The organism is Halomonas sp. KG2 (assembly GCA_030440445.1).
Lineage (GTDB): Bacteria > Pseudomonadota > Gammaproteobacteria > Pseudomonadales > Halomonadaceae > Vreelandella.
The window spans coordinates 2,582,510-2,599,359 of sequence record CP098528.1 but is presented as its reverse complement, the minus strand read 5'-3'; the positions used below and the strand labels follow the sequence as shown (position 1 = coordinate 2,599,359).

General features: G+C 52.9%; 17 protein-coding genes. 15 read left to right on the top strand and 2 right to left on the bottom strand.

Annotation, left to right across the window (positions count from 1 at the left end; all coding sequences use genetic code 11):
* Positions 1-47: 47 nt before the first annotated feature.
* On the bottom strand, positions 48-3,536 hold the full coding sequence (gene rne / locus NDQ72_12200; protein ID WKD26831.1) for a ribonuclease E: 3,489 nt from the start codon (positions 3,534-3,536) through the stop codon (positions 48-50).
* A gap of 434 nt (positions 3,537-3,970) precedes the next feature.
* On the opposite strand from rne, the gene NDQ72_12195 reads away from it, so the two are divergent.
* The 4 genes from NDQ72_12195 to sppA all read left to right on the top strand — a co-directional run bounded on the left by NDQ72_12195 (position 3,971) and on the right by sppA (position 7,002).
* Positions 3,971-4,111, top strand: coding sequence for a hypothetical protein (locus NDQ72_12195; GenBank protein ID WKD26830.1), 141 nt, complete (start codon positions 3,971-3,973; stop codon positions 4,109-4,111).
* Positions 4,112-4,212: 101 nt separating this feature from the next.
* Positions 4,213-5,154, top strand: coding sequence for an RluA family pseudouridine synthase (locus NDQ72_12190; protein WKD26829.1), 942 nt, complete (start codon positions 4,213-4,215; stop codon positions 5,152-5,154).
* A gap of 9 nt (positions 5,155-5,163) precedes the next feature.
* Positions 5,164-5,814 carry an HAD-IA family hydrolase gene (locus NDQ72_12185; GenBank protein WKD26828.1) on the top strand — a complete coding sequence of 217 codons (651 nt, stop codon included), beginning with the start codon at positions 5,164-5,166 and terminating at the stop codon, positions 5,812-5,814.
* A 60-nt stretch (positions 5,815-5,874) separates the two neighbouring features.
* A complete protein-coding gene (gene sppA, locus NDQ72_12180; protein WKD26827.1) occupies positions 5,875-7,002 on the top strand; it encodes a signal peptide peptidase SppA in 1,128 nt (375 codons plus the stop codon).
* A gap of 3 nt (positions 7,003-7,005) precedes the next feature.
* On the opposite strand, the gene NDQ72_12175 is transcribed toward sppA, so the two are convergent.
* Positions 7,006-7,608, bottom strand: coding sequence for a Maf family nucleotide pyrophosphatase (locus NDQ72_12175; GenBank protein ID WKD26826.1), 603 nt, complete (start codon positions 7,606-7,608; stop codon positions 7,006-7,008).
* A gap of 162 nt (positions 7,609-7,770) precedes the next feature.
* Between NDQ72_12175 and NDQ72_12170 the strand changes: the two genes are divergently transcribed.
* From NDQ72_12170 to NDQ72_12120, 11 genes are all read left to right on the top strand, one after another.
* Positions 7,771-8,334, top strand: a complete 564-nt coding sequence (locus NDQ72_12170; protein ID WKD26825.1) for a YceD family protein — start codon at positions 7,771-7,773, stop codon at positions 8,332-8,334.
* Positions 8,335-8,354: 20 nt separating this feature from the next.
* Positions 8,355-8,525 (top strand): 50S ribosomal protein L32, encoded by a 171-nt coding sequence (rpmF, locus tag NDQ72_12165; protein ID WKD26824.1) that lies wholly within the window; start codon positions 8,355-8,357, stop codon positions 8,523-8,525.
* A 42-nt stretch (positions 8,526-8,567) separates the two neighbouring features.
* Positions 8,568-9,587 carry a phosphate acyltransferase PlsX gene (gene plsX, locus NDQ72_12160; GenBank protein ID WKD26823.1) on the top strand — a complete coding sequence of 340 codons (1,020 nt, stop codon included), beginning with the start codon at positions 8,568-8,570 and terminating at the stop codon, positions 9,585-9,587.
* 150 nt (positions 9,588-9,737) lie between these two features.
* Positions 9,738-10,697, top strand: coding sequence for an ACP S-malonyltransferase (fabD, locus tag NDQ72_12155; protein ID WKD26822.1), 960 nt, complete (start codon positions 9,738-9,740; stop codon positions 10,695-10,697).
* A gap of 66 nt (positions 10,698-10,763) precedes the next feature.
* Entirely contained in the window at positions 10,764-11,507 is a 744-nt protein-coding gene (gene fabG / locus NDQ72_12150) for a 3-oxoacyl-ACP reductase FabG (protein WKD26821.1), read from the top strand.
* 124 nt (positions 11,508-11,631) lie between these two features.
* Entirely contained in the window at positions 11,632-11,865 is a 234-nt protein-coding gene (gene acpP / locus NDQ72_12145) for an acyl carrier protein (protein WKD26820.1), read from the top strand.
* 193 nt (positions 11,866-12,058) lie between these two features.
* On the top strand, positions 12,059-13,297 hold the full coding sequence (gene fabF / locus NDQ72_12140; protein ID WKD26819.1) for a beta-ketoacyl-ACP synthase II: 1,239 nt from the start codon (positions 12,059-12,061) through the stop codon (positions 13,295-13,297).
* 6 nt (positions 13,298-13,303) lie between these two features.
* On the top strand, positions 13,304-14,110 hold the full coding sequence (gene pabC / locus NDQ72_12135; GenBank protein ID WKD26818.1) for an aminodeoxychorismate lyase: 807 nt from the start codon (positions 13,304-13,306) through the stop codon (positions 14,108-14,110).
* 30 nt (positions 14,111-14,140) lie between these two features.
* Positions 14,141-15,148 (top strand): endolytic transglycosylase MltG, encoded by a 1,008-nt coding sequence (mltG, locus tag NDQ72_12130; protein WKD26817.1) that lies wholly within the window; start codon positions 14,141-14,143, stop codon positions 15,146-15,148.
* A 63-nt stretch (positions 15,149-15,211) separates the two neighbouring features.
* Entirely contained in the window at positions 15,212-15,865 is a 654-nt protein-coding gene (tmk, locus tag NDQ72_12125; protein ID WKD26816.1) for a dTMP kinase, read from the top strand.
* Positions 15,856-16,839, top strand: a complete 984-nt coding sequence (locus NDQ72_12120) for a DNA polymerase III subunit delta' (GenBank protein ID WKD26815.1) — start codon at positions 15,856-15,858, stop codon at positions 16,837-16,839. Before tmk ends, NDQ72_12120 begins: the two co-directional genes overlap by 10 nt.
* Positions 16,840-16,850: the final 11 nt, after the last annotated feature.

Sequence of the window (16,850 nt, the reverse complement as noted above, 5' to 3'; positions counted from 1 at the left end):
AAACCCCGCTTAGCGGGGTTTTTAGTGCTAGTGTCGAGTACTAGCGATCACTCATTAGTCGTGTTCTGTGCTTGTTTACGCAGTTCACGAGGATCGTTATGAGCACGACGGCGGCGGCGTGGCTTAGGTGCCTCGTCTTGGGGAGAAGCCGCAGGCGCTTGCTTTGCTTCTTCAGGTGCCACTGTTTCAACGGGGGCCTCTGGTGAAGGCGTTTGAACCTCTTCATTAGTCGCCAATGTAGGCTGCTCTGTGTTTTCTTGAGCAGCAGCGCTGTCATTCGCGGTTTCTGAAGCAGCGCTCGTGTCTGAAGCAGTTGTATTGCTCACTGCGTCGCTGTCTAAAGAAGATGCTTCCGGCTGCTCAGCAAACTCTGGTGAGCTTGCTTCAATGCTAGCTGCTACGCTTTGCGACGGTGTCTGAGTGTTAGCGTCACTGTCGACAGTCTCAGCAGTCTCAGCAGTCTCAGCAGTCTCAGCAGTCTCAGCAGCTTTCGGCGCTTCTGCATGTATGTCGGCGTCTGCGGATGTCTCTTGTGCCGTCTCCTGAGGTGCTTGAGACAACACAGGTTCCTGACGCACAAGTTCTTGAGACACAGGTTTTTGAGACTCAGAAGGTTCTTGAGGCTCAGCAGCTTGAGATACCGACTGCTGGGGCTTGTCGCTCTCTTTTGCAGTTTCTTCATCGCTACGTGAGCTTACTGATTCGCTGTTGGCGGCATCAAGCTCTTTCACGTTTGAAGTACTCTCTTCCTCCAGCTCTACTCCCGCATCAGCTTTCACGATCTCAGACGAACCGCTAGCCGCCTCTTGAGCAGCAGTTGCATCATAAGTTGGCTGTTGAGGTTTGGCCTCAGCGCTTTTCTCTACACGTTCTTCTGCTGCAGGTTCCGCTTTCTCTGCCGCTTGCTGAGGTTGGCGACGCTGGCGCGTAGCCTTGCGTGCTTTCTCCGCCTTTTCGGCAGGGCGCTCAGCCGTTGTTCCATCGGCAGCTGCTGATTCCTCTACAGCTGGTTCAGGCGCTTCAGTGGCTACTTCAACGCTTGGTGTGGCAGCTGTGCTGGCCTCATCTTGCAAAGAGGGGCTGGCCGGCGTTGCTTTACTGCTGTTCACTTCAACAGCAGGCGCTTCTACCGCCGGTGATTCAACAGCAGCTTCAGCAGAAGGAGCGTCTGCAGAAGGAGCTTCAGCCGCTGCGGCTTGCAGTTTCAGCTGTTCCGCTTCGGCTTGAGGATTAACGGCCTGTTTACGCGTGCGGTTGCGCGGATTGTTACGCGTGCGTTTCGGCTTGCCGTCATCCTGTTTGTCGTCCGTTTGTGATGCAGGCTCACGGGCAGCTTCGTTTTTCGGCTTGGCATCACGTGGTTTATCGCGACGATTTTCTGGTTGAGCAGTAGGTTTAGCCGCCTCATCTTTAGATGACTCTTTAGCCGCTAGGTTTGTCTGCTGCTCTTTTTGACGACTGCTCTTTTGATCATTGTCCTGGAGCTTGGCATCGTCTTGCTGAGGGTGGCGTCGACGGTTGCGAGTACGACTAGGACCGCTACGTTTATCGTTGGCATCGTCGTTATTATCAGCGTTGCGCGGTTGGCTAGGCTGCTGGTTACTCGGCTGTTGATTGCTCGATTGCTGCTGGCTGCGCTGCTCGTTTCTGCTGGCACTTTCGCCACGTTCACGGGCAGGCTTTGGCTTGCTTTCGCTGCGCTGTGAGCGATTTTTGCTCGTTCTCTCAGGCTGCTTGCGGGCAACAGGAGCTTCCGGTTCGGGCTGGCTCGTGCTGGTATCTTCACCGCCTAGCAGTTTGGCAAAGCCTCTGATAAAGCGGCCAATCACACTGGGTTGCTCTTCAGTGACGGTGGGAGTCGCTGTAACGGCTTTATCTGCTTTGGCAGCTCTCTCTGCCTTCTCTTCAGTCTGAAGAGAGGCGGGCGCGGGTGCATTATGTACAACGCTTTTAACCGCTGCTTCAGCGCGCATGGCGGGCGGAGTGAAGCTAGGATCGGGTTCTTTACCTACTTCAGTGTCAGTCGAAAGCTCGAAGCTGGATAGCGTCAGGCTTTCATCATCGTCTAGGTGGTCATCACGTAGTCGCTGAACGTCGTAATGCGGCGTATCCATTTCGGGGTTCGGCAGTAGAACTACGCGTACGCCTTGACGTGATTCGATGTCTGCTAGAACGCTGCGCTTTTCATTCAATAAGTAGGTGGCGACAGGTACTGGAAGAATGGCGCGGATTTGTGCGCTGCGCTCTTTCATGGCTTCTTCTTCAATCAGGCGCATGATAGAGAGCGAAAGCGAGCGAACATCACGAATAGTGCCTTGGCCGTTACAGCGCGGACAAACAACGCCGCTGGTTTCGCCTAGCGAGGGGCGCAGCCGTTGACGTGACATTTCCATTAAGCCAAAGCGAGAAATCCGACCAATCTGAACGCGAGCACGATCCAGCTTCAGGGCATCGCGCATGCGATTTTCAACCTCGCGCTGATTGCGCGCAGGGCCCATATCGATAAAGTCGATAACGACGAGGCCGCCGATATCACGCAGGCGCAACTGTCGAGCAATCTCATCGGCTGCTTCAGAGTTGGTTTGTAGCGCGGTTTCTTCAATATCGCTGCCGCGTGTAGCCCGGGCAGAGTTGATATCAATAGATACCAGCGCTTCGGTGTGATCGATAACAATGGAACCACCAGAAGGAAGTTTTACTTCGCGCTGGTAAGCAGTTTCGATTTGCGACTCAATTTGGAAACGCGAGAAAAGCGGAACTTCATCGGCGTAGAGTTTAATTTTCTGCTGGTAAGAGGGCATTACCTGACGAATAAAGCCCAGCGCTTCTGCATGAATCTCGGGGCTGTCAATTAACACCTCGCCAATGTCTTGGCGCAGGTAATCGCGCATGGCGCGGATAATGACATTAGATTCGCGGTAAATCAGGAATGGGGCTGAGCGCTTGCCAGCTTCAGTGGTAATGGACTCCCACACTTGGACGAGGTAATCCAAGTCCCACTGCAGCTCTTCTGGGCTACGGCCGATACCGGCGGTGCGAACGATCAGGCCCATTTTGTCTGGCACTGTCAGTTGGCCCATGGCATCTTTCAGCTGGCTGCGGTCATCACCTTCAATGCGGCGTGAAATACCGCCTGCACGGGGATTGTTCGGCATCAGAACAAGAAAGCGGCCCGCTAAACTAATAAAGGTAGTCAGTGCTGCCCCTTTATTGCCACGCTCTTCTTTATCAACTTGGACGATGACTTCTTGGCCCTCTTTCAGCACCTCTTTGATGCTGGGGCGACCAGAAACATCTTTGATAAAATATTCGCGGGAAATTTCTTTTAGTGGCAGGAAACCATGGCGTTCGGCGCCAAAATCAACAAAAGCGGCTTCAAGGGAAGGTTCTACCCGGGTGATTTTACCCCGATAAATATTGGCTTTCTTCTGTTCTCGAGCGCCAGATTCGATGTCTAAATCGTAAAGGCGTTGCCCGTCTACCAGCGCAACCCGCAGCTCTTCTGGCTGGGTTGCGTTAATCAGCATCCGTTTCATATTGTCTCACATAGCATTGCGAGCCGACGAGCCGTCTAGGCGTGGCGTAGACGAATCGCTGGGTGCTGCGTGCTTGTGCTCGGCGCATTGCTATGCTGACGCATTAAGCCGGGAAGGCAATCATGCCGACCCGGCCGAAAGGGCGTTGAGTACGTGGCGGAGGCAGAACATGTTTCGGTGGCTGTCACGTCCATCCGGCTCTGCTGACACCGCCAACACCTAGCATTCATCGATTCGTCAACGCCGGTCATCGGCACAGCGTTGAACTTGGCGCCCCAAGTCAAGCGTCACCTTGTGACGAACAGGATAGGCTGCTTGGGGCGTGACGTTTGTTAATTCAATTGCCTGCCATTGCGGGCGAAGCAAAAGTGTCTCTGCCGTCAAAAAGCATGCGACAGAGTAACTGTATATCCAGTACGTAAGGCGTGTGGGTAATGCGTACACTACGCCATTTTGCCTGTGCTCTGGCCTGCGTGTTTGTCGGGCAGGCGCTTGGCAAGCGTGGTAGTGCTCCCGTTACGACGTGTCTGTTTACGGGTAAGCCACACTTGGCCGCTGAACGTTTTGGAATATAACAGTAAAGACAACTACCAGCAATTGACGCAATGCGCATTGGTCTACGCTAGAATGCCGTTTTTAGCCTGTCGCTATTAGATCACACCAGGAGTGAGCGTTAATGTCCGAAGGGCGGGAAGTACAGTGGGTGGATATCGCCCCGGAACAAGCAGGTCAGCGAATCGATAATTTTCTGATGACGCGTTTAAAAGGTGCTCCTCGTGCATTGATTTATCGCATTGTGCGGAAAGGCGAAGTAAGGGTTAATAAAAAACGCGTCAAAGTAGATTATCGACTTCAAGCGGGTGATCTAGTGCGTGTGCCGCCACTGCGATTAGCACCGAGAGAAGCGGTTAAAGAGGTGAGTGACAACTTACGTGATTTATTAATTGGTAGCGTCATTATGGAAGGACCCGATTGGATGGTGATTAACAAACCATCCGGATTGGCAGTCCATGGAGGAAGTGGCGTTAAAATTGGCCTCATTGAAGCGCTTCGGCAAGTGCGCGATGACCTTACTTTTTTAGAGCTTGTCCACCGATTGGATCGTGATACATCGGGCTGTTTACTGTTGGCAAAATCTCGTGATGCGCTCGTCACACTCAACGAATCGCTGAAAAAACATGCAATGGACAAACGCTACTTAGCGTTAGTGAGTGGTCGTTGGCCTGCTCGGAAGAGCTATGTGAGTGCTCGCTTAGACCGCTTTGATGCGGGTAACGGTGAAAGGCGAGTGCGGGTAGATCCAAATGGCAAGGTTTCACGGACTCACTTTTCGGTAGTGGAAACCTTTGAAAAGGTCACGCTGATAGAGGCGGAGCCTGTGACTGGCCGCACTCATCAGATTCGTGTCCATGCGGCTCATGCTGGTCACGCCTTACTGGGCGACGATAAATACGGTACCCGCGAGAGTAATCATATGGCGCAGCGCCTTGGTTTGGGGCGTCTATTTCTTCATGCCCGTGCATTAACGTTTCCTGAGCCTGGCAATGGTCGACCCGTTACGGTGAAAGCACCGCTGCCTGAAGCATTGGAAGAAGCGTTAAAACGCGCTCGTAAATAAGGAAGCGAAATGCGCTATGAGCTAATTATCTTTGATTGGGATGGCACATTGATGAACTCCGTGCCGAAAATTGTCGCCTGCATGCAGGCAGCTGCTTCTGATGCCGAGTGGAATGAGTTAGACGTTAGTGCTATCGAGAATATTATTGGCTTGGGCCTGCCTGAGGCGATAGCGACGTTATGTCCTGGTATTGAAGCGGTTCAGGCCGAGCGCTTGCGTCAACGCTATGCCTACCATTTCGTTCATGGTGATTCGACACCCATGCCTTTTTTTGAAGGCGTTAAAGAGCAAGTTGCTCGTCTGCGTGAGCGTCCTTATCAGCGTTTGGCGGTGGCGACGGGAAAGAGTCGTCGTGGTCTAGATCGGGTTTTTGCCGAAACAGAGTCAGGTGGTTGGTTTAATGCCAGCCGAACAGCAGATGAAACGCGCTCTAAGCCTCATCCGCAGATGCTCCTTGAGCTGCTCGAAGAGCTAAAGGTTCCCGTTGAGCGCGCTGTGATGGTGGGTGATACCGAGTATGACCTTGAAATGGCAAGGTCTATTAATATGGATCGTGTGGGCGTTACTTACGGTGTGCATACCCCCGCTCGGTTAGCGGCTAGTCAGCCTGTGTGGCTGGCGGATGATGTAGATAGCCTGTTCGACTGGCTTCACGGTTAGCGGCGTTAGCAACCCCTGTGGATAGTGGTTGTACGATCAAGCGAACACTAGGAATCGTATATGAGTGATGAGCAGCAGCGCGATGGAAGTGATAATGGTGGTGGCTCTCAGGCGGGTGATGATTTTTCTGGCCAGGAGAGTGGTGACCGTTGGACTGATGGGCCGGAGGTTGTCCAGCAGGCCAAAAAGCAACCGCTACCGGGAGCGGAGAGTGATGATGCCGAAACACTGCGCGAACGCCAGCGATTAGCGCAGTTGGAAATGATGGACCGCTGGGTTGGCGGTGTTTTAACGGAGCAACGCAGAACCCGGCGCTGGAAGCTGTTCTTTCGTTTGATGTTGCTAGCGATTGTATTGATACCGTTAACAGCAATGCTATACCGCGTGTTTCTCGCTGAGCCAACGGCCTCATTGCCCACCGAGAGCCACGTAGCACTGGTGGAAGTGCATGGTGTGATTGCCAGTGATGCACCAGCAAATGCTGAACGCATCATTAAGGGGTTGGATCGCGCATGGTCATCAGAGAGCGCTGCTGCTGTTGTGTTGCACATTGATAGTCCTGGTGGAAGCCCTGTGCAATCGCAGCGTATTTACGACGAAATTATGCGGCTGCGTGATCAGGGCGACAAGCCCATTATTGCCGTGATAGAGGATATTGGTGCGAGCGGCGCTTACTACGTTGCTTCAGCTGCCGATAGCATCGTGGCGTCCCGTGCAAGCTTGGTTGGCTCTATTGGTGTTATCTATGCTGGCTTTGGCTTCCAGGAAGCGATCAACCAGATTGGTGTAGAGCGTCGCGTAATGACTGCCGGTGAAAACAAAGCCTTTTTGGATCCTTTTCAGCCACTTGATGAAGAGGCTGCTGATTTCTGGCAGGGCGTTCTGACTCAAACCCATGAGCAGTTTATAGACGATGTGAAGGCAGGGCGTGGTGATCGTTTGAGTAACAGCCCTGAGATTTTCTCAGGGCTTATCTGGAGCGGTGAGCAAGCGTTAGAGCTAGGGTTGATAGATGAGCTGGCCAGTCTTGAGCAAGTAGCTCGTGAGCAGGCAGGCGAGGCTGAATGGGAGAACTATACGCCCAGCTTAGACCCCTTCGAGCGTTTGACACGCCGCTTTACTCAAACAGCTGCCGAAGTGCTGGGGCTTCAGCATGCGCATGCTCCTTTGCGCTTTCAGGCTCAGTAACGACTAAGCGTCGCCGAGTGGGTTCATACCTGCTTGGCGAAGCATGTCGCATAGTGCGATGAGTGGGAGCCCTATGAGTGCGTTTGGGTCTCGGCCTTCGAGTTTTTCAAACAAGCTAATCCCCAGTCCTTCCATGCGGAAGCTGCCAGCGCTGTCTAAAGGTTGCTCAAGGGCAACATATCGTGCAATTTCTTGCTGGCTCAGTGAGCGAAAAACCACCTCAAACGGCTCGATATGGACGTGATGCCGTTGGTGGCGGGTATCAACTAATGCTAAGCCCGTCAAAAAAGTCACTTTTTGGCCAGAAAAGCGCGCCAGATTCTCCCGAGCGCGCTCTTCTGTATGAGGTTTGCCGAGAATGTCACCCTCAAACAGAGCTATTTGATCAGAGCCAATGATGCAATGATTGGGGAAGCGCTCAGCAACGGCGTTGGCTTTGCTGAGTGCCAGGCGGTGCACTAAGGCGTTGGGCGTCTCATTAGGATAGGGTGTTTCGTCGATGTCTGGAGAGCAGCACTGATAGGGCAGTAATAGCTTGTCCAGTAGCGCTTGGCGGAAGCGAGAGCTTGATGCAAGGACAAGTGGCGCGTTATTGGTTTGAGGCACAGTGTTCTCCTTAATAGGTCTGGTTGAGCATTAATCGGCGTTCAAAGGAGTGTAACGAAACCTTGGTAGCCTGCCTATTTACGTGGTTTTGGGAGATAATCTCATAAGAATTGTACCGACAGCTTTGACAGCGGGGGGGCGAGTGCCTATCATTGCGCGCCTATGTTGACCTCACAAATCCCCAGCCGGGTTGAGCCTTATAAGCTTGCAGCCCGCCGCGAACGACTAGAAGGCATTGTGGCGCTGAACAAGCTGCCACGCCTAGCTGAAGAAGCAGGTGACCAAACCGGCGACTGTCATGTCGTACTCGAGTTTGGCGTTGATGCCCAAGGCCGTCGCGAAATTCGTGGCCATTTGCAAGCGACCCTGGCGTTGCCTTGTCGCCGTTGTCTAGTGCCGCTAAGCCAAGACGTTTCCAGTGATTTCTTATTAGGAATGATTGCAGACGAAGCTTTGGCTGCCGAGCTACCTGCTAGTCATGAGCCGGTGCTGGTGGAAAATGAACAGCTGGACTTGCTGACGGTAATAGAGGATGAACTTATCCTTAGCTTGCCGCAGGTGGTCTATCACGATGAGACCGAATGCCATGTCTCGGCGGAGCAGCTGGTCAGCAAGACCGAAGGCACGGCGGAAGACTCCGCTCCGGCCAAGAACCCTTTCGCAGTGCTTAATGCTTTGAAAAGCAGTGGCGCTTTGAAAGGCAAAAGTAAGCATCACTTACCTTAATTACCTTGGAGTAAACACCCATGGCAGTTCAACAGAACCGTAAAACTCGTTCCAAGCGCGGTATGCGTCGTAGCCACGATGCGCTGAGCGCACCGACTCTGTCTCAGGACAAAGAAACCGGTACTACTCACCTGCGTCACCACGTTTCTCCCGACGGTTTCTACCGCGGTCGTAAAGTGGTCGAAGTTTAAGCCTTAGCGCTTTTATGAGCGGCAAAACAGGGTGGGTGCTGTGTGCGCCTAGCGATTGATGTAATGGGGGGTGACCAAGGCCCCCGTGCCATTATCGAAGGCTCCGCAAGGGCGGTTGTTGAACGCCCCGACCTAGCATTAACTCTGTTTGGTCCGCGTCAGCAGATTGATGCTGAACTTTCGCGTTTGCCGCAGCCTTTGGCTGCGGCAACGTCACGTTTGGTGGCAGTCGATGCTCCAGAAAGTGTTTCTCAAGCGGCAACTGCTGCCTGGGCAATGCGCCGCGGAAATGCTACCAGCATGGCGTGTATGCTGCGCAGTCTGTCTTCAGGTGAAGCAGTTGCAGGCGTGAGTGCGGGAAATACCGGAGCTTTGGTCGCTTTGGCGAGGCGCGAGCTTGGAATGTTGCCTGGTATCTCAAGGCCGGCAATCAGCACCGCAATCCCCGCGCGTGGAGGGCGACGCTGTTATTTGCTTGATTTAGGGGCAAATGTAGATTCGCCTGCATCCAGGCTGTTTGATTTTGCCATGATGGGTGCCGCCATGGCTCAGTGTATGGATCGCATCAAACGGCCTCGTGTTGCCTTGTTGAATGTGGGGTCTGAAGCCACGAAAGGAAGTGCGAGTGTGCGCGAAGCGGATCGTTTGCTGCGTGAAAGTGCCAGCGATTTAAGCTTTGATTACCTTGGTTATGCCGAGGGTGGGGATATTTTTCAGGGTGATCTTGACGTCGTGGTTTGCGATGGCTTTGTTGGTAATGTCACGTTGAAAGCCAGTGAAGGCTTGACTCGTATGTTGGTGGAACGTGTACAAATGGCGTTTGAATCACGCCTGAGTGGGCGTTTGGCAAGTATACTGGCCAAGCCTGTACTGAAGAGGCTGAAGCGGGAGCTAGACCCTGTACGTTATAATGGGGCCAGCCTCTTGGGGTTGCAGGGTATTGTGGTGAAAAGCCACGGCAGCACCCAAGCGGATGGTTTTTATTATGCTATTCAGCGTGCATTGCAAGAAGTGGAGCATGATTTGCCTGTACGAATTGCAGCACGCTGGTCGCGTTCTTGAGCGCTATCAGCGCAGTAGATAATAAGACGTTATATATTTTTGCGGGCTATTGGTGGTAGCAGAATGTGCCAAAAACTGTTTTAGCAACGGCGCCAATAGCACGCTTATCGCTCAACTGAGCAAATGCCTACAAGAGCAAAGGTGAACGACATGTCTCAACCCCTTGCCCTCATTTTTCCCGGGCAAGGCTCTCAGCAGCTTGGAATGTTGCGAGAGCTAGCCGAGCGCTACAGTGTGGTGGGAACTACATTTGAGGAAGCGTCAGACGCTCTGGGCTACGATTTGTGGAAAGTCGTCCAGGAAGGTCCAGAAGAAGCGTTGAATGCGACGGCATGCACTCAGCCGGCACTACTTGCCTCCAGCGTAGCTATCTGGCGTATCTGGCAAGAGCTGGAAGGGCCTCGCCCAAGTGTCATGGCCGGCCATAGTCTTGGTGAATATAGTGCTATGGTTTGCGCTGGAGTGATGGGGTTCGCTGAAGGCGTGCGCCTTGTTCGCCTGCGTGGTGAAGCCATGCAGGAAGCTGTCCCTGCAGGAGAAGGGGGTATGGCGGCGATCCTTGGGCTTGACGATAGCGCAGTTGAAGCGGCCTGTGCCCAAGCGGCTGAAGGAGAAGTAGTATCTGCCGTTAATTACAACTCGCCTGGGCAGGTGGTTATCGCAGGTGGCAAAAATGCCGTGGAGCGTGCTATCGCAGCCTGCCAGGAAGCGGGCGCCAAGCGAGCGCTTTCACTGCCGGTGTCAGTGCCTTCCCATTGTGCGTTAATGCGGCCAGCTGCTGAGCGACTTTCCGACGCTATGCAAAAAATTGAGCTGCGTGCCCCTCGTTATGCGGTTATCCAAAACGTCGATGCGCAAGCCCATGCTGATATTGAGACATTGCGTACGCGCCTAATCGAACAGTTGTATCAGCCCGTTCGTTGGTCATCTTGCGTTGAAGCAATGGTCGAGCAAGGTGCTAATGTGTTCATTGAATGTGGGCCTGGTAAAGTGCTTACCGGATTGAATAAGCGCATTGTGCGTAGTGCCAAAGGGTTGGCGGTAAATGATCCTGATAGCTTGGATTCAGCCCTTGAGTTAGCACGTGAGGCGTCGGCGGGTGGTGCGTGAAAAATGGTGCGTGTTAAGTCGCTATTTTCCGCTACCCTTGCTTAGTTAGGTTGAAGGAAGAACGTTATGACTCAAGAACGAAGAGTTGCACTGGTCACTGGTGCTAGCCGAGGTATTGGGCGAGCCATTGCTCATGAGCTTGGGCGTCAAGGACGTATTGTGGTGGGAACTGCCACTAGCGAATCTGGCGCTGAAAAAATTGATGCTGATCTAAAAGAGCATGGTATTGAAGGTGCCGGTATGTGCCTTAATGTTACTGATCAGCAGAGTATTGATCAGGTGCTCAAAACAATTGGCGAACGTTTTGGTGCGCCCACGATTTTGGTCAATAATGCCGGTATTACCCGTGACAATTTGTTAATGCGCATGAAAGAGGATGAGTGGGACTCCGTGATGGATACCAATCTCAAATCTGTTTATCGCGTTAGCAAGGCGTGTCTGCGTGGTATGACAAAGGCACGCTTTGGGCGTATCGTGTCGATAAGTTCGGTAGTGGCAACGATGGGTAACCTAGGCCAAACTAACTACGCCGCCGCCAAAGCGGGAATGGAAGGTTTTAGTCGTGCTTTAGCGCGTGAAGTCGCTTCCCGTGCAATTACGGTTAATGCGGTTGCGCCTGGGTTTATTGCAACGGATATGACTGAAGCGTTGCCTGAAGCGCAGCATGAAATGCTGCTCAAGCAAATTCCTCTTTCGCGTTTAGGCGGGCCTGAGGAAATTGCCGCTGCCGTTGGATTTTTGACAAGTGATGCTGCAGGTTATATCACTGGCGAAACGCTACACGTTAACGGCGGCATGAATATGCGTTGATGGCCTTAGGTTTGGCGGTTGCGTCAGCTTAAGGGCGTCTATAAACTACCCCGCAGCTTTTGGCTTGCGGTTTCCAAATGGCTGGTTATCAAAAACGGCTAATGTGAACGACTGGAGTACGTTGATGAGTACTATTGAAGAGCGCGTTAAGAAAGTTGTGGCAGAGCGCCTGAACGTTAAAGAAGAAGATATCCAGAACAGCTCTTCTTTTACTGAAGACCTGGGTGCTGATTCTCTTGACACCGTTGAGCTGGTGATGGCGCTTGAAGAGGAATTTGATACTGAAATTCCTGACGAAGAAGCTGAAAAAATCACCACGGTTCAAGAAGCTATCGACTACGTAAACGCCCATCAGTAAGGGTTGAGTCGAAGCAGTGAGCCAGGGTGGGGTGCTTACCCACCCGTATAAAAAGCCGTCCTGAGTAGGGGCGGCTTTTTTGCTTTGTTGTCACAATGAATATAACGTTCAATCTCCGTTATACTAGTCACCAAATCTCTGCAGCAAATGACCCAGATGGGTCGTGTCACCATGGATGCCTGGAGGAAAGCTAATGGCGCGAAGAAGGGTAGTGGTAACTGGGTTAGGCCTGGTGACCCCAGTGGGTAACAGTGTTAATGAGTCGTGGGCAAATATTGTCGCCGGCAAAAGTGGCATAGCGCCGATTGAGCACTTTGATACAAGTGGCTTCAACACGCGTTTTGGAGGATCGGTTAAAAATTTCGATATTAGCCCCTATCTGAATCCTAAAGACGCACGCAAGATGGATTTGTTTATCCAGTACGGCATGGCGGCGGGAGCCCAGGCCGTTCAGGACTCAGGGCTTGAATGTACCGAAGAGAATGCTGAGCGCATTGGGGTGGCTATCGGTTCAGGCATTGGTGGTTTGCCGATGATTGAACATAACCATAATGCGCTGAATAAGGGCGGCGCACGCCGCGTCTCGCCGTTTTTTGTGCCAGGTTCAATCATTAATATGATTTCTGGCAACATGGCGATTCAGCACGGCTTCAAAGGCCCGAATATCGCGATCACTACAGCGTGTACAACGGGTACCCATAATATTGGCTACAGTGCTCGCACGATTGCATACGGCGACGCCGATGTAATGATCTGTGGTGGTGCGGAAATGGCCACTACCCCATTAGGGTTGGGCGGATTTTCGGCCGCGCGAGCGCTCTCTACCCGCAATGAAGACCCTCAGGCGGCGAGTCGTCCATGGGATGCTGATCGTGACGGCTTCGTGCTGTCAGACGGTGCGGGTGTGCTTGTTTTGGAAGAGTACGAGCACGCTAAAGCGCGTGGTGCCAACATCTACGCAGAGCTTGCAGGCTTTGGTATGAGTGATGATGCCTACCATATGACGGCGCCGCCGGAAGATGGGCGTGGTGCTGCACTCTCCATGAGCAATGCCATTAAAGATGCGGGTATTGATCCAGCGGATGTGCATTATATTAACGCGCATGGCACGTCTACCGCAGCGGGTGATTTAGCAGAAAGCCGGGCGATTGAAAAAGTGCTTGGTAGCGCAGCTCAGCAGGTTGCCGTGAGCTCTACCAAATCAATGATTGGCCACCTATTAGGTGCTGCAGGAGCGGTTGAAGCGGTATTTAGTATTCTGGCTATTCGAGACCAGATTGCGCCGCCGACCATTAACCTGGATAACCCACAGGAAGGCTGTAATCTTGATTACGTGCCGCACGCCGCGCGGGAGATGCCCATTGAAATAGCGCTCTCAAACTCGTTTGGGTTCGGTGGTACCAACGGCTCACTGCTGTTTAAAAAGGTATAACACGCAATGCCAATGCCCCAGGTGCCGTTTGACGACCGAGGGCTTGCGTATGGTGACGGAGTATTTGAAACAGTGCTGCTGCGCGCTGGTGTCCCTGTGCTATGGGATTATCATTACGCGCGCTTACGGCTGGGCTGTCAGCGTTTGAATATTCCGTTGCCCTCCATGGAGCAGTTGGTCGCCACCTGGCAATCTCCGTCTAACGCCGAGCTTGAAATACTCAAACTAATCCTAACCCGAGGAAGTGGTGGGAGAGGGTATGCAACGCCGGATAGCTCTCAACCTCGCTTGCTTAGCCGTAGAATGCCTTTTGTGGTAAATGCTGACCGTTGGCATGAGGGAGTTAACGTACGGATTTGTCAGTTGCGTTTGGGGCATCAGCCGCTTTTAGCAGGCATTAAACACCTTAATCGATTGGAAAATGTGCTAGCGCGCCAGGAGTGGAATGATCCCGACATCGCCGAGGGGTTGCTTGGAGATGCTGATGGCTGGCTGGTAGAAGCCACCAGTATGAATGTCTTTTGGCAGCAAGCGGGAGTGCTCTTCACACCGCCATTATCGCAGTGTGGCGTGGCGGGTACGCTGCGAGCCGCATTATTGGATCATGGCGTCGTACAGGAAGCCCCTATTGCGCTGAACGCTATCCATGAAGTTGAGCGTCTTTGGGTGGCTAACTCGGTACAAGGTGTATGGCCAGTGAATAAGCTGTTAAGTGAAACAGGTGTAGTCCTGAAGTCCTGGCCGCTGACAGGCCAAGATAGGCTGCAAGCAATAGGCCATGACTTACTTGGCTATTCGCCGACATCCCGTTAGGCAGAATTTTATCAACATTATTGAGGTGTCATGGTGAAACGGTTTTTAGCTGCCGTAGGTGTCGTGGTCGTGATTGGATTCGCAGCCGTTGTGGGCGGCTATGCATACTGGCAGCAGCGCTTATCGGCATCGGTCACACTTGAGGAGCCCGCGCTTTACCAGGTTCCTGCGGGTGCTGGGTTCAATCAGGTCGTTCGAGAGCTGGAAAGCCAGGGTTTTATTGAAGATGCTTGGGCATTTCAATTATTGGCGCGTGTTGAGCCTGAGCGTGTACCACGCTTACGGGTGGGGGAGTATCAGCTAACCCCAGGCATGAGCGGTCTTGAACTGATTGCCCTATTGGGCAGCAATAACGTTGTCACTTATCCGTTAACGATTCCCGAAGGGTGGACGTTCCGCCAGATGCGCGAGCTGTTGGACAGTGCGCCAAAACTTGAAAATCAGACGGCAGAGTTAAGTGACGACGAAATTATGTCGTTGCTGGATCGAGAGGATACCTTTCCTGAAGGCTGGTTTTTCCCTGATACCTACCGCTACCACCTGGGTATGAGTGACGTTGATATTCTACGTCAGGCACTTTCCCGCATGGAGCAGATTCTAGCAGAAGTCTGGGACGGGCGTGATGATGACCTGACCATTGAGACACCTTATGAAGCACTCATTATGGCATCGCTCATTGAGCGTGAAACAGGCGCGCCGGAAGAGCGTCGGGAGATCGCAGGTGTCTTCAAGCGTCGTATGGAACAGGGAATGCGTTTGCAAACAGATCCCACGGTCATTTATGGCATGGGCGAACGCTATGAAGGGAGGATCACACGTGCTGATTTACGTGAGGCGACTCCCTATAACACCTATGTGATTGATGGCATGCCGCCAACGCCGATTGCCTTACCCGGGCGCGCCTCCCTTGAGGCGGCTGTGAATCCGCTGCCTGGAGAAACGCTTTACTTCGTCTCGCGCGGTGACGGTACCCACCATTTTTCACGTACGTTACGTGAGCACAATAATGCGGTTAATCGCTATATTCGCAATCGCTAATTAGGTTGAGTCATTGTTTAAGTGCGATGTGTTTTTTTCGAATTTACTTAGTAAGGGGCTTCAATGAGCAAGCGCGGACGCTTCATCACCCTTGAGGGTGGTGAGGGAGTCGGAAAATCTACTAACGTGGCGTTTGTAGAGACATGGCTACAAGAGCGCGGGATAGAGGTTGTGCGAACCCGTGAGCCCGGGGGGACGCCACGCGCTGAAGCGATTCGAGGATTGCTGCTTGATCCCTCTTTCGATGAGCCCTTGCACAGCGATGCCGAATTGCTATTAATGTTTGCCGCGCGAGCCCAGCATTTAGCGCAAAAAATAGTGCCAGCCCTTGAACGCGGTGCTTGGGTGATCTGTGATCGTTTTACCGACGCTACCTTTGCTTACCAGGGCGGTGGCCGCGGTATTGAGACAGGTCGGATTGCTCAACTGGAACAGTTCGTGCAAAAAGGTCTCTCCCCAGATCTAACCCTGTTACTAGATATGTCACCCGAGGCTGCGAAAGAGCGTCTTGAAGGGCGTTTAAGAGACCAGCAAACGCAGCGTGATCGCTTTGAGCAAGAGCAAGTAACCTTTTTCGAAGCAGTGCGGCGGGCTTACTTAGCGCGCGCTGCCGCTGCCCCCCAGCGCTTCGCAATTGTTGATGCCGGGCAAGCGCTTGATCAAGTACAGGCGTCTCTAGCTCAAGCGCTAGAAGAGCGAGTGGCGTTATGGCAATAACGGGAGTGCTGCCTTGGCATCAGTCTACGTGGCAGCAGTTGATTCGTCTCGCCAATGAGGGGCGGCTGCCGCATGCGCTGTTAATCAGCGGTGCTCACGGAGTTGGCAAGCAGCAGTTGGCGGAAGCGTTGATTGCTCGAACGTTATGCGCACAACCTGGCGAGCTAGCCTGCGGCCACTGTCATAGCTGTGCCATGCTGGCTTCGGGCTACCACCCCGACTTGATGCGCATTTCTCCAGAAGAGGGTAAGCGTCAGATTCGCATTGACCCCATACGTGATGTAAACCGCTTTGTTTCGCAAACCGCGCAGCAGGGAGGTTATCGTGTGATTGTGATCTCCCCCGCGGAAGCAATGAATATTGCAGCGGCAAACGCACTGCTCAAAAGCCTTGAAGAGCCCGGCGATAAAACGCTATTTATTCTGCTGTCAGACGTGCCTTCGAGAACGCTACCCACGATTCGCTCCCGCTGTCAGCAGTGGCCATTAGCCAGTGTCCCCTTTGAGGATTGCCAAGGCTGGTTGACTGAAAAACTTGGCAGCGACGAAGCACATTTTTGGTGGCGAGTGTCGGGTGGTTTGCCGCTGCTTGCTGTGGAGTTGGCAACGCCTGAGGAGCGCGCACTTCGCCATCAAATTCATGATAGTTTCGAGCAGTTAGTGCGTGGTGCTGAGCCTGTTTCAGAGGCTGCTAGGCTTGATCGTCAGGCCATTGATGCCATCTTGTGGTACGGTATTGCTTGGCTTGAAGACTTGATCCGGCTGGGTTTGTCTGGCGAAACCTCGGTGCTGCATAACCCTGATTTAGAGCCGTTATATCGTCAAGCGATGAAGAATGGACGGGTGCAGGATTGGTTCCGATTACTGGATTATGCTCGAGAACAGCGCCGTTTATTCGCAGTCGGCGCTAACCCGAACCCTCAGCTAGTGCTTGAAGCGTGGCTGGTACGCTGGTCGGCGCTGTTACGCTCCTAGGGCTGTTGCTA